13 protein-coding genes are annotated in these 13176 nt (G+C 68.6%); 6 read left to right on the top strand and 7 right to left on the bottom strand.

Annotation, left to right across the window (positions count from 1 at the left end; translation table 11 throughout):
- Positions 1–23 precede the first annotated feature (23 nt).
- Positions 24–770 (top strand): short-chain dehydrogenase/reductase, encoded by a 747-nt coding sequence (locus ACFRAQ_RS19345; RefSeq protein ID WP_379101375.1) that lies wholly within the window; start codon positions 24–26, stop codon positions 768–770.
- Positions 771–794: 24 nt separating this feature from the next.
- On the opposite strand, the gene ACFRAQ_RS19340 is transcribed toward ACFRAQ_RS19345, so the two are convergent.
- Complete coding sequence (locus tag ACFRAQ_RS19340; protein WP_379101372.1) at positions 795–1370, bottom strand: TetR/AcrR family transcriptional regulator; 576 nt, start codon at positions 1368–1370, stop codon at positions 795–797.
- Positions 1371–1482: 112 nt separating this feature from the next.
- Here ACFRAQ_RS19340 and ACFRAQ_RS19335 point away from each other — a divergent pair, with 112 nt between their 5' ends.
- Complete coding sequence (locus ACFRAQ_RS19335) at positions 1483–3201, top strand: nitroreductase family deazaflavin-dependent oxidoreductase (RefSeq protein ID WP_379101370.1); 1719 nt, start codon at positions 1483–1485, stop codon at positions 3199–3201.
- Between the two features lie 127 nt (positions 3202–3328).
- A complete protein-coding gene (locus ACFRAQ_RS19330) occupies positions 3329–4183 on the top strand; it encodes a class I SAM-dependent methyltransferase (RefSeq protein WP_379101368.1) in 855 nt (284 codons plus the stop codon).
- Here ACFRAQ_RS19330 and ACFRAQ_RS19325 read toward each other — a convergent pair.
- From ACFRAQ_RS19325 to ACFRAQ_RS19300, 6 genes are all read right to left on the bottom strand, one after another.
- Positions 4174–5205 (bottom strand): zinc-binding dehydrogenase, encoded by a 1032-nt coding sequence (locus tag ACFRAQ_RS19325; RefSeq protein WP_379101366.1) that lies wholly within the window; start codon positions 5203–5205, stop codon positions 4174–4176. The two genes, ACFRAQ_RS19330 and ACFRAQ_RS19325, sit on opposite strands and share 10 nt — an antisense overlap.
- A 41-nt stretch (positions 5206–5246) precedes the next feature.
- The gene (locus ACFRAQ_RS19320; RefSeq protein WP_379101364.1) at positions 5247–6125 is read right to left on the bottom strand and encodes a VOC family protein; all 879 of its coding nucleotides are present in this window, start codon (positions 6123–6125) and stop codon (positions 5247–5249) included.
- A gap of 28 nt (positions 6126–6153) precedes the next feature.
- Positions 6154–7236, bottom strand: a complete 1083-nt coding sequence (locus ACFRAQ_RS19315) for a 2Fe-2S iron-sulfur cluster-binding protein (protein WP_379101362.1) — start codon at positions 7234–7236, stop codon at positions 6154–6156.
- Positions 7237–7370: 134 nt separating this feature from the next.
- Positions 7371–7616: a hypothetical protein gene (locus ACFRAQ_RS19310; RefSeq protein ID WP_379101360.1), complete on the bottom strand. Its 246-nt coding sequence runs from the start codon at positions 7614–7616 to the stop codon at positions 7371–7373.
- Positions 7617–7627: 11 nt separating this feature from the next.
- Positions 7628–8794 carry a Rieske 2Fe-2S domain-containing protein gene (locus ACFRAQ_RS19305; RefSeq protein ID WP_379101358.1) on the bottom strand — a complete coding sequence of 389 codons (1167 nt, stop codon included), beginning with the start codon at positions 8792–8794 and terminating at the stop codon, positions 7628–7630.
- 109 nt (positions 8795–8903) lie between these two features.
- Complete coding sequence (locus ACFRAQ_RS19300) at positions 8904–9398, bottom strand: flavin reductase family protein (RefSeq protein ID WP_357279627.1); 495 nt, start codon at positions 9396–9398, stop codon at positions 8904–8906.
- Between the two features lie 247 nt (positions 9399–9645).
- Between ACFRAQ_RS19300 and ACFRAQ_RS19295 the strand changes: the two genes are divergently transcribed.
- The 3 genes from ACFRAQ_RS19295 to ACFRAQ_RS19285 all read left to right on the top strand — a co-directional run bounded on the left by ACFRAQ_RS19295 (position 9646) and on the right by ACFRAQ_RS19285 (position 13045).
- Positions 9646–10479, top strand: a complete 834-nt coding sequence (locus ACFRAQ_RS19295; protein WP_379101356.1) for an IclR family transcriptional regulator — start codon at positions 9646–9648, stop codon at positions 10477–10479.
- A 37-nt stretch (positions 10480–10516) separates the two neighbouring features.
- On the top strand, positions 10517–11134 hold the full coding sequence (locus ACFRAQ_RS19290; protein ID WP_357279630.1) for a PadR family transcriptional regulator: 618 nt from the start codon (positions 10517–10519) through the stop codon (positions 11132–11134).
- A gap of 102 nt (positions 11135–11236) precedes the next feature.
- Positions 11237–13045 (top strand): MFS transporter, encoded by a 1809-nt coding sequence (locus ACFRAQ_RS19285; protein WP_379101353.1) that lies wholly within the window; start codon positions 11237–11239, stop codon positions 13043–13045.
- Positions 13046–13176: the final 131 nt, after the last annotated feature.

Raw genomic sequence — 13176 nt, 5'->3', positions numbered from 1 at the left:
CCACTGAATCAGGAATCGAGCACATGGATCTGGGACTCACCGGGCGGACCGCCCTCATCACCGGCGCGTCCGCCGGCATCGGCGCGGAGATCGCGCGTGTGCTGGCCGCCGAGGGCTGCCACCTGCACCTGGCCGCCCGCGGCAAGGAACGGCTCGACGACCTCGCCGAGCGGCTGCGCGCCGTGCACGGCGTCGAGGTCCACACCCACCCGGCCGACCTGCGCGAGGCCGCCGATATCGAACGGCTCGCGGCGGTCGTCGGCGCGCCGGACATTCTGGTCAACAATGCCGGGGACATGCCCGGCGGTTCCCTCACCGCGGTCGACGAGCAGGCCTGGCGGCACGGGTGGGAGCTGAAGGTGTTCGGCTACATCAACCTGAGCCGCCTCGTCTACGCCCGCATGAAGGAGCAGGGCAGGGGCGTGGTCGTGAATGTCATCGGCGCGGCGGGCGAACGCCCCGATGCCGAGTACATCGCGGGCAGCACCGGCAATGCCGCGCTCATGGCCTTCACCCGCGCCCTGGGCAGTCGCAGCTGGCGCGACGGCATCCGGGTGGTCGGGATCAATCCGGGTCCGGTGGCGACCGCGCGCATCACCGCGCTGATCGAGCACAATGCCCGCTTCGCGGAGATGGCCGCGGACTTCCCGTTCGGCCGACCGGCCCATCCGCGCGAGATCGCCGATATGGCAGCGTTTCTCGCCTCCGACCGGTCGGGTTACACGACCGGGACCGTGGTCACCATTGACGGCGGTCTCAGCCTGATCTGATCGGACCCGGGCCGGATCCGAGGCTCAGACGGTCGTCTTCGTCGCCGTGTGCAGGGCGACGAGGTCGGCCATCTGCCGGCCCGCGCGTTCCAGGGGCGCGGTCGTCCGGCTCGCCAGCGACATGACGACCGCGCCCTCGACGGCGGCGATGATGGTGGTCGCCAGCGAGTGGGCGGTGTCGGGCTCGACGCCCTCGGCCTCGAGGCGGGTGGCGAGGATGGTCTCCCACTCCTCGAAGGTCTCCCCCGCCACGTCGGCGGCCTCCGGCGATTCCGTGCGGCCCAGCGCCGCGGCGGTGATCGGGCAGCCGGCGGCGAAATCGCTGGCGACCAGGACTTCGCGCCACATGGCCGGGAAAGCCGCGATGGCGCTGGCGAGGTCGGTGCCACCGGTGACGGTACGCATGAGCGCGCTGGTGGCCTTGCCGGCGGTGCGGGTGGCCTCCGCGACCAGTTCGGATTTGCCGCCGGGGAAGTTCAGGTAGATGGATCGCCGGGAGATGCCGCTGTGTTCGAGCAGCTGGGCGATGCCGGTTCCGGCGATGCCATTGCAGCGCATCAGGGCGATGGCGCTGTCGATGAGGCGGTCGCGGGCGCCCATGGTCGATTCCTCCTTGTTGTATACCGATCGGTGTACTACCGTCAGTGATATACCGATTGGTCTACCGAGTGTAGTCCGCCGATCAGCACTTCGACGAGGAATCGGAGCACCCATGCCCCCGGCAGCCCCACAGCCGACCCTGTCCGATCCCCTGCCCCTGGCCAGCGGGCAGGTGCTACGCAATCGCATTATGAAGTCGGCCCTGAGCGAGGGACTGGCGAATGGCGACAATGCCCCCGACGCGCGCCTGGAACGCCTCTACAGGCAGTGGAGTCGCGGCGGCTACGGCCTGATCGTCACCGGCAATGTCATGGTCGACCGGCGACACTGCGGCGAGCCCGGCAATGTGGCCATGGAGGACGAGCGCCACCTGGCCGCGCTCACCCGCTGGGCCACGATCGCCAAGGAGGGCGGCGCGAAGGTCTGGGTGCAGCTGAATCATCCCGGACGGCAGGCCAATCCGATCGTCACCCGCACCCGCGCGGTCGCCCCCTCCGCCATCGCGGTGGGCATTCCCGGCATCCCGGCCCCGCGCGCGCTGGCCGAGGACGAGATCCTCGACATCGTCGCCCGCTTCGGCGCCGCCGCCCGGGTCGCCGAGGCCGCCGGATTCGACGGGGTGCAGATCCACGGCGCGCACGGCTATCTCGTCTCCCAGTTCCTGTCCCCGCTGTCCAATCAGCGCACCGACGCCTGGGGCGGTGACGCCGAACGGCGGCGGCGCTTCGTGCTCGAGGTGGCGCGCAGCATCCGCGCGGCGGTGAGCCCCGGGTTCGGCGTGGGCATCAAGCTCAACTCCGCGGACTTCCAGCGCGGCGGCTTCACCGAGGAGGAGTCGCGCGCGGTCATCGAACAGTTGTCCACCGAGCAGCTGGATCTGATCGAGATCAGCGGCGGCAGTTACGAATCCCCCGCCATGCTGAACCGTCCGAGCACCGTGTCGGCAAGCACCCGCGCCCGCGAGGCGTATTTCCTGGACTACGCGGGCACCGCCCGGCAGGCCGCGGGCTCGGTGCCGATCGCGGTGACCGGCGGCTTCCGGTCCCGCTCGGCCATGTCCGAGGCGCTGTCCGAGGGGGCCTGCGACGTGATCGGCCTGGGCCGCCCGACCGCGGTGATCCCCACCGCAGCGGGCGACCTGATCACCGAGCGCACCGACGCCCTGCGGTCCCCGCACATCACCTTGAGCCTGCCGCCGCGCCTGGCCGCCAACCGCGGACTCAAGGCCATGGACGGCGCGATCGACCTGCAGTGGCACACCGACCAGCTGCACCTGCTCGGCGCGGGCAACGCCCCCGATCCGGACCGATCGCCCTGGCGGACGGCGGTGATCATGCTGCGCCGCAATGGTTTCGATGCCTTCCGCAGCAAGCGCCCCGCCGCGCCCCGGAGCGCCGCCGAGCGGGCCGCTCGCAAGTTCCGGATCGAGCGGGCCGTCGGCCGCGCGGTCATGAACCCGACCGTGCGCGCCCTCGACAAGATCGGCATCCGCACCGCCTTCGCCAGCGAGATCGAGACCGTGGGCCGCAAGTCCGGGCAGCCGCGCCGGGTCCCGGTGTCGCTGCTGTTCGATGACGAGGGCGCCTGGGCCATCTGCCAGCACGGCATGCGCTCGGGCTGGGGGCTGAACATCTCCGCGAACCCGAATGTCCGGGTCCGCCAGGGTGATCGCTGGCGGACCGGCACCGCCGCCCTGCTCCCCGACGACGATGTGGTGGCACGCACCCGCGCTTTCGCCCCGCACCCGCTGCTGGCTCCGCTGGCGCGCGGCATGTTCGCCGCCCTGGAGAGCGATCCGGTGACCGTCCGGATCACCTTCACGGATCGATGATCCGATGACAATTCACCGTCACCGGAAAGTTATTTGCTTGTGATATGGTGAAAGCGAAATCGAATTCTCCTGTCTACCATCGGATCTCACGGCTATTCGCCAACTTTCGAACGATGGGAGAAATTCGATGGACGACGGCTCACCGAACGACAAGGGCCCGAGCCGGACCGCGATGATCGCCGCCGCGGCGCGCGCCGCGCATCTGGTCGTGGATCACCCGCCGCATCTGTTCCACGACACCGTGGCCGCGACGCTGCTGGGTGAGCGAGCCGCCGAACTCGTGGCCTACCATCGCGAATCCGGTGATCACCCGGTCCTCAGCGGCAGCCGATCCCAGGTCAGCGCCCGCGCGCACTACACCGAGACGCGGCTGGCGGCAGGCGGTTTCGAGCAGTACGTGATCCTGGGCGCGGGCCTGGACACCTTCGCCTGGCGCACCGCGCCCGCCGGGCGGGTCTCCGTCTACGAAGTGGACCATCCGGCCACGCAGGCGTGGAAGCGGGAGCTGCTGACCGACGCCGGATTCGATACGGCGGCGGTGGAATTCGTCGGCGTCGACTTCGAGCGCGACGATCTGACCGCGCAGCTGAAGGCCCACGGCTTCGACCCGGATCGTCGCTCGTTGGTGAGCTGGCTGGGCGTCGCCATGTACCTGACCGAACCTGCCATCGCGGCCACCCTGGACACCCTGTCCGGTTTCACGCCCGGCACCGAACTGATCATGGAATACGCACTCCCGGACGAATTACAGGACGAATCCGGCCGGGTATTCGCCCAATTCGCCCGCCTGGCCACCGCGCAGCAGGGCGAGCCCATGCTCAGCTACTTCTCCCCCGAGTCGGTGACGGCGCTGCTGAACGAGCACGGGTTCACGGTCGCCGAGCACATCTCCCAGCGCGAGGCGGTCGACGCCGCGTTGTGGCAACGCACGGATGGCCTGGCGCCCGTGGACTTCTGCCGATTGGTGCGCGCTCACAACTGAGGGCGGACCAGGATCTGGATGTGGTCGTCGGGATTGCGCAGTGACTCGATCGCGTCGGCGACCCCGTCCAGTCCCACCTGATCGGTGATGAGCGAGGCGGCGTCCACGGTGCCGTCGGCGATGCGGCGCAAGGTCTTCGCGTACTCCTCCTGCGGGTAGACCATGCACATCTGCAGCGAGATGTCCTTGTAGAGGCCGACGATCGGACGGATGACGTCGTCGGTCATGACCGCGCCGATCTGCAGGATGGCGGTCTCGCGCGGCACCTTGTACATGAGGTCGTTGAGCAGGCCGGGCACCGAGGCGCAGACCCATACGTGCAGCTTCTGGCCGGGTGCGGCCAGCTCCTGCCAGACCTCCACCGGATCCTCGACGGCCGGGTCCACCACCCGGTGCGCGCCCATCCGCAGCGCGGCCTCGCGGCGCAGTGCCGAGGGGTCCGAGGCGACGATGGGGGCGACGCCGCGTTCGGCCAGCGCGGCCACCGCACCCAGACCGACGGGGCCGCAACCGATCACGATGCCGGTGCCGTCCGGCCCGATGCCGGTACGGGCGACATTGCCGAAGCCGACGGCGAGGGGTTCGGTGAGCGCGGCGACGTGCGGGGGCACATGGTCGGGAATCGGTTCGAGCGCCATGGCCTGCAACACCATTCGCTCGCCGAACCCGCCGGGGAACTCGTTGGAGTAGCCGATGCCGTGGATTCCGCCCGCGCGGTCCAGCGCCCAGGGCAGCGCCACCACGGCCTGTCCCTCGACGAACGGCGTGTCCGGTCCGGCGCCGATGACCCGGGCGGACAGCTCGTGGCCCAGCACCAGGTCCCGGCACGGATCGAACAGGAAGGTCGGCACCCCGCTGTCGCGAGAGGCCTGGAGAAACTCGTCGGTGTAGTCGAGGGCCTGCTTGTCGGACCCGCAGATCCCGCAGGCGATGGTCTCGACCAGCACCTGACCCGGTCCGGGCACCGGTTCCGGAATCTCGTCCACGACGAGCTTCCGGTTCCGCATGACTACCGCGCGCATGTCTCTTCCCAGCCTCGGGTCACCGTCGAGAATTCACTGTCCTAGCCGCGGGCCCATTCGTGACCCCAGTAGCTGTCGGCGGTCATCTCCTCGGCCACGTAGTCGTCGCCGACGAGCATGCCCTCGCAACCGAATTCGAGATCCCAGTTGCCGGGGGTGCGCACGTAGAAGGAGATCATCTTGTCGTTGGTGTGGCGGCCCAGCGTGGAGGACAGGTGGTAGCCGGCCTTGTTGACGCGGTCCAGGGCGCGGCCCACGTCATCGAGCGAGTCGACCTCGACCATGACGTGCACGATGCCGGGGCCGTCCGGGCGCGAGCCGGGGATCAGCGCCAGGCTGTGGTGGCGCGGATTGACGCCCATGAAGCGGATCCAGATCGGGTGCTCGGGCGGGCCGACGCGGAACGAGCCGCGCGAGGCGAATCCCAGCACCTCGGTGTAGAACTGGCGGGCTTCCTCGATGTCGCGCACCGGCAGCACCACGTGGCCCAGGCCCAGGTCGCCGGTGACGAAGCGGTTGCCGAACTTGCCGACCACCGGGCTGTGGTCCAGCAGCGGGCCGTGGAAGACCTCGATGGTGAAGCCGGACGGGTCGACGAAGGAGATGGCCTCCTCGACGTGGCGGTTCACGGCCTCGGCGACCGAGAGCTCGGTGACCTCGATCTCGGCCTGCTCCAGGATCTCTCGCACCAGGTTCAGCGAGCGGCGGTCGGCGACCTGCCAGCCGACGGCGATGACCGCGTCGCGGTCGCCGGGCACCAGTTCCAGGCGGTAGGTGTGCTCGTCGACGCGCAGGTAGATGGAGTCCGGATTGGGGCCGGTGCCCTCGGCGAAACCGATGGTGTCGAAGGCGAACGCGCGCCAGGCGTCCACATCGGCGATGTGGGCGCGCACGTAGCCGAGCGAGGCGAAGGCAGCCATGGTGATACTCCTCGGGAGATTCGGGATATCAGGAATAGGTGACGGTGACGTCGTCGGTGACCGGAACGGCCTGGCAGGCGAGCACATAGCCGTCGGCGATGTCCTCCTCCTCCAGAATCTCGTTGCGGCGCATGGTGACCTCGCCGGTCAGGACGCGGCACACGCAGGCGCTGCACGCGCCTTCCTTGCACGAGTACGGGGCGTCCAGTCCCTTGGCGAGCATGGTGTCGAGCAGGGTCCGCTGACGCGGCCAGGGCATTTCGTGGTTCTCGCCGTCGAGTTCGACCCGCACGGTCGCGGCGTCGCCGTCGTCGATCACGGCCTCGCTCGCGCCGGTGTCCGCCTCGAACGGGTTGCCGGACAGCGACACGAACTTCTCGGCGTGCACGCGCTTGCGGTCCGCGCCCAGCTCGGTCATGGCGGCGGCGACCGCGTCCATGAACGGGCCGGGACCACAGACGAAGACCTCCCGGCCCGCCCACGGCCGGGCCAGCGCGGCCAGGCCGGCCACACTGGGCAGGCCCTGCACGGACTGCAGCCAGTGCAGCACCAGCAGCCGATCCGGGTGCGCGGCAGCCAGTTCCGCGAGTTCCTCGGCGAAGATCACCGAGTTCTCGTGCTGGTTGGCGTAGATCAGCGTGCAGTGGCCACTGCCCTGCGCCAGCACGGATTTCAGGATGGACAGCACCGGGGTGATGCCGCTGCCCCCGGCGAACAGCAGCAGGTCGGTGTCGAGCGACTCGGGGGTGAAGATGCCGGCGGGCGGCAGCACGTCCAGGGCCAGGCCCTCGGCGGCGTTGTCGCACAGCCAGTTCGAGCCGTAGCCGTCGACGGTCCGCTTGACGGTGACCTTCAGCGGGCCGCCCTCGTGCGGGGCGCTCGACAGCGAGTAGCAGCGGCTGACCGAGCCGGTGCGGTCGCTGGGGATGCGCAGGGTGAGGAACTGGCCCGGACGGTAGGAGAACCGTTCGGTGTGCGCGGCGTCGGGAACGAGCTCGAGCGACACCGCGTCGGCGGTCTCGCGCACCACGCGCACGATCGTCACCGATGTGATCCCGCTCACCTGAGCGGTCGCCACGGCCTCGTCTACCTCGAAGTCTGTGACCGTCATCCGTTCCACCAGTTCCATTCCTGTGCTGTTCGTTTCGAACCCGCCCAGGCGGGTATCAGTAAACCGGGGCCGACCGCCGACGACGTCGGAAGGCCCACCCGGAGGAGGCCGGCCCGCGGCGGGCCGGCACTCACTCAGGCCAGAGTTCGCCCGCGGGTACGGACGTCCGTATCCCGCGTGCTGACCGTCAGCGCACCCGAGGCGACCGCCTCGTCGATGCTGGCCCGCAGCTCACGGCAGGTGTGCGAACGCAACCCGGTCTTCTCGAGTTCCGTGCACGCGGCCTGCGCGTCCTTGTTCCACTGCACGCTGGTGTGCTGGTCACTGAACTTCTCGACCTGCACGCAGGTCCCGCAGGACCGGCACGAAACCTTGTCCATGGCAATGCCTCTCAGGCGCCGGTGCTGGATGCGTGGCCCGCCACGGCGGCGTCGCGCTTGGCCAGGTTGTCGGCGACCTCGGCCTCCCAGGCGGTGACCGCGCGGGTGGTGTCCACCTCGAACTCGAAGCGGTCGGTCATCTCGTCCGCGACCTCGCCGGCGTCCACGTAGAACTGCTCGTACCAGCGACGCAGCTGGTAGACCGGCCCGTCCTCCTCGCACAGCAGCGGGTTGTTGATCCGCGACTTGCGCTTCCAGATGGCCGCGTCCTGCTCGAAGCCCTTGCCCAGGCCGCCGACGAACTTGGCGGCGATCTCCGCGGCCTGCTCGGCCGGGACGCCGTCGGGCTTGCGGGCGATGGCGCCGTACATGAGCACGAACTGGTTCTCGTTGATCGGGTAGTGGCAGTTGATCAGGTAGCCCTCGACCACGAGCCCGTTCGGGCTCTCGCTCTTGAGGTAGTCGATCATGTAGGACGGCCCGTAGTACGAGGCCTCCGACTGCAGCACGTTCTTGCCGCCCAGCGCCTTGGCGGTCTCGCCCATCATGTCCTCGCGCGATACGGAGGTCATGTACTGGCTGGCGGTGTGGCCCTCGAAGACGTTCTTGAAGAAGGTCGGGAAGCCGTAGTGCACGTAGAAGAAGTGCGCCATGTCGACGACGTTGTCCACCACCTCGCGGCAGTTGGCGTCGACGATCATGGAATTCCAGGTCCAGTCGGTCCACTGGTCGTCGAAGGCGGCGTCGATGCGCGGGATGGCCAGCTCGGCGGGCGGCTGCTTGTTCTCCGGGTCGTGCCAGACGAACAGCTGCTTGTTCTCGACCATGGTCGGCCACGCCTTGGTGCGGGCCAGCGGGGGCACGCGGCGCGCGTAGGGGATGCCGGTGCACTTGCCCTTGCCGTTCCAGCGCCAGTCGTGGAACGGGCACGCGATGGAGTCGCCCTTGACGGTGCCGTCGGCCAGGTTGCCGCCCATGTGGGGGCAGTACGCGTTGAGCACGTTGAGCTCGCCGCTCTCGGTCGCGAACACCACGATCTCGGTGCCGAAAGCCTTGACGGTGTGCGGCTTTCCGTCGCGGAAGGAGTCGGCCAGGCCCAGGCAGTGCCAGCCGCGCGCGAATCGAGTCGGGGGCTTCCCGGCATCGATGACTCGCACCTCACTGTCCGTGGTGGTCATGTGAATTCCTCTCCCTTGCCTTGCTTCGATGGTTGCGGCCGGTGTGACGGTGACGACAGCGCAGTCTCACTGGCCGGGCGGTGACTACTGATAGTCGAGACGGGCCCGATTACGGATGCTCGAGACGACCGAACGCGGCGCGGTAGAACAGCAGCGGCTTGGCTTCGGAATGTTCATTCAAGCAGGTCACGCGTCCGATGACGATGGTGTGGTCGCCGCCGTCGGCCTCGTCGTAGAGCTCGCAGTCGATCGACGCCATGGCGCCCGCGAGCAACGGCGAACCGTTCTCCGAGGGGGCCCACTCGACGCCCGCGAACTTGTCCGGGCCGGGGCGGCCCAGCTGCCGGCAGAGCTCGGCCTGGTCGTCGGCCAGAATGTTGACACAGAACCGCCCGATCTCGCGGATGCGCGGCCACGTGCTCGAGCTGCGCGCCGGGAAGAAGCTCACCAGCGGCGGGTCGATGGACAGCGATGCGAACGACTGGCAGGCGAAGCCGAGCGGCTCGTCCTCGTCGAGGGCGGTGATCACGGTGACCCCCGAGCAGAAACGCCCGAGGACGGTCTTGAAGGCCGTCGCGTCGATGGCCGGGGTCTGATCGAGCACCGGCTCCTCCTTATTTCGATCCGAAATATAGCTAGCAGTCATGACAGCAGGTCGTGAGCAGGAGGCGTCAACACGGTGGTTCGGTGATCGGGACACGGATCCGTAGGTTTTACGTAGTTCTCCCGATTCCGCAGGTTGTGGCGTGCGGCACTGTGATGGGTAGCACAAGGTCCGAGCTAGGTACATGCCTAATCGGAATAGCCCCATCCGATACACCCAGCCCGGATATGAACCAACGGAGGTACATATGACCATCGCCATGCTGCCGCCCGCGGATACTCGACACCCCCACAACCCCATGCGCGCCAAGGAATCTCGCGCGAGTGCCGAGGTCCCCGTCTCGATGATCGAGCGCATGACGCTGATCCTGGACGCCTTCGACGCCTCCACCCCGACCCTCACGCTGCTCGGTCTGGTCGAGCGCACCGGGCTGCCGCGGTCCACCGTGCACCGGATCCTCGACCAGATGATCAAGCTGCGCTGGCTGGCCCACACCTCGGGCGGCTACCGGCTGGGCATGCGCGCCCTCGAGCTGGGCGGTCTGACCGCCGACCACAACGAGATCCGCGACGCCGTCTCCCCGCTGCTGCACGAGCTGAGCCAGCGCACCGGCATGGTCGGCCACCTGGCCGTGCTCGACGGCCGCGACGTGGTCTACCTGGACAAGGCCGGCGGCCGCTTCGCCGCGAGCCTGCCCACCCGCCTGGGCGGCCGGATGCCCGCGCACGCAACCGCTCTCGGCAAGGCCATGCTGGCCTGTCTGGAGCCCAACATCGCCGAGGCCGCGCTGCGCACCCGCCTGCCGCGCCTGACCCCGCGCACCGTCTGCGAGCCCGAGGCGCTGACCCGCGAGCTGCAGCAGATCCGCCTGCGCCAGGGCGTGGCCATCGACCGCGAGGAGGCCATCGCCGGCATCGCCTGCGTCGCCGCGCCGCTGCGGGGGCGGGGCACCGCGCCCGCCGCGCTGTCGCTGTCGGGTCGCGCCGAGGGCATGAGCTACGACCGGCTGGCCCGCGTCGTGCTCGAGGTCGCCCACGAGGCCGGCCGCACCCTGTTCCCGCGTCGCGCGCACTGGCGTTGATCGGAGCGGGCACATGCCGGGGCGATACAGTTCGATGATGATCGATGGCGTGCCGTCCGCGGAGGCGCGGGCGATTCCGGACCTGCCCACGACCGCGTGGGCGGTGCTCGGAATGCTCTCGCATGCCGAGGAACTCTCCGGATACGACCTCAAGAAGTGGGCCGACTGGAGTCTGCAGTTCTTCTACTGGAGCCCCTCGTTCTCCCAGATCTACGCCGAGCTCAAGCGTTTGGAGAAACACGGGTACGCGGTGTCGCGGACCGTGGTCTCCGAGGACGGCATGCGCGGCAAGCGCATGTACGCCATCACCGAGGCCGGGCGCGAGGCCGCCTCGGAGTGGGTCAACCACTCCCCCGTCGAGGCCCCGGTGCTCAAACACAGTGTGATGCTGCGGGCTTGGCTCGGTCATCTGGCCGAGCCGGACCGGATGCGCGAGATCCTGCAGCAGCACATCGAATACACCGAGACCATGCGCCGCCGGGCGCAGGCCGACGCCGAGGGCGCGGACGTGAATCCGGATTGGGCCTACCCCAGCGCGGTCTTGCGGTGGTGCGTCAAGCATTACGAGGCGGAGAAGGAATTCGCAGAGGACTTGCTGTCAGATTTGGACAAACTGGCGAGACAGCGTAGCCGCAGGAAGACCGCGAAGAAATAGAATTCCGGTGATTCCCACTGACCGGACTTTGTGATGGGCAGCACTCCTCGGGCGTGACACGGTTCACAGGATCGTGTTACTACCCACCCTGGAGGACGCACTATGTCCACCTCCGTCGACACCGCGGTGCCGCCCGGAACTGCGCCTGACGACTCGGGTCGTCTCGATGGCGCGTCAAACCTGAGGATCTGGTCGGTCCTCGCGATCATCGTGCTGTTCACCGAGATCTCCCCGATGCAGTACGTCATGGTCGCCTCCGCCCTGCGCCAGATCGCCCCGACCTTCCCCGACCAGGGCGCGAACATCAACTGGGCCATCATCGTGTTCGGCATCTTCGGTGCCGCGGTGTCCCCGCTCATCGGCAAGCTCAGCGACATCTACGGCAAGAAGCGGATGTTCCTGATCTGCGGCGGGCTGTTCCTCATCGGCACGGTCCTGTGCGCGCTCACCAGCACCTGGGCGATCTTCCTCGTGGGCCGCGCGCTGCAGGCCACCGCCATCGCGACGACCGTGGTGTCCTACGGCCTGATCCGCGACCTGATGCCGCGCCGCATGGTGCCCATCGGCCTCGGCATCGCCTCCACGGGCCTGGGCGTCTCGGCGCTCGCGGGTCCGCTGATCGGCGGCTACATCACCGATCACACCAGCTGGCGTGGACTGTTCTGGTTCCTGTTCATCTTCACCCTGGTGATGACGCCGCTGCTGATCCTGTTCGTCCCGGAGTCGAAGCTGCGCACCCCGCAGCGCCTGGACATCATCGGCGCGGTGCTGCTCGGCGCGGGCGCCACCCTCACCCTGCTGTACCTGGACAAGGGCCAGGACTGGGGCTGGAGCAAGCCGTCCACGCTGGTCTGGCTGATCGGCGGCCTGGCGCTGCTGGCGCTGTTCCCGATCGTGGAGATGCGGGCCAAGAACCCCATCATGGACATGAAGCTGCTGTTCAACCCGCGCGTCAGCGTGGTGCTGTTCATCGGTCTGCTGGCCTCGTTCATGATCGGATACCAGTCCTACGCAACCGGTTACATGACCCAGTCGCCGCCGTCGTCGGAGGTGGTCTCGCAGGTCAAGGACGCCACCTGGGAACAGGTGAAGCAGGGTGCGCTGGCCCAGGCGCAGGCGCAGGCGCTGACCCAGGCGCGGGCCCAGGGCCTGGCTGCGGCCGAGGCGCAGGCCAAGGCCGCCATGCCCCCGGGCATGGAGCTGCCGGCCGAACTGAAGCAGCAGTTGACCGACAAGGTCAACGCCCAGGTGACCCCGGAGATGGTGAACGCCCAGGTGCCGCCGGAGGCGGTGTACCAGCACCTGCCGCCGGATATGGTGAAGGTGGATCTGGAACCGGGCTACAGCTACGGCGACAACTTCACGCTGATGAAGTTCGCCACCCACGTGACGCTCGCACAGTCCTTGATCGCCATGATCTTCGGATTCCTCGGCGGTCTGTGGATCCGGCGCTCGGGCGCCCGCTGGCCGCTGGTGACGGCGCTGACCATCTTCGTGGGCAGCGGTCTGGCCTACGCGGCGCTCTCGCACGGCTGGCAGACCCAGGCGCTGATCAGCGCGGTCTACGGTGTCGCGTTCGCCTTCTACTACGCGTCCACGCCGAACTTGATCGTGGAAGGCGTTCCGGCGCAACAGCAGGGCATCAGCGCGGGCATGCTCGGCGTCATGCAGGCCATGGGCGCGGCGATCGGTCTCGCGGTGGCCACCGCGCTGCTGACCGCCAACCCGGTCAAGGCCGTGGTGTCGGTGACGGGCGCGCCGCCGGTCACCAAGGAGATCCCGATGCTGTACGCCGACAAGGGTTACGAGCTGGGCTTCTACTTCGTGGCTGCCTCCGCGGCGGTGGCGCTCGTCGGAGCGCTCATCATGAAGCACGGCCGGACCCCGGCGACGGGTGGTGCCGCGCACTGACCGCAGGACATTCTGTGGCACTGACCGCAGGGCATTCTGTGGCACCGACCGCGAGGCACTGATTGAAGGGGAAGGGCCCGGGAGCGATATGCTTCCGGGCCCTTTCCGTGACCGCTCACCGAGACCTGACC

Source organism: Nocardia sp. NPDC056611, assembly GCF_042792755.1.
Taxonomy (GTDB): Bacteria; Actinomycetota; Actinomycetes; order Mycobacteriales; family Mycobacteriaceae; genus Nocardia.
Note: the sequence above shows the minus strand (reverse complement) of the source record. Positions and strands in the feature narration are given on the sequence as shown.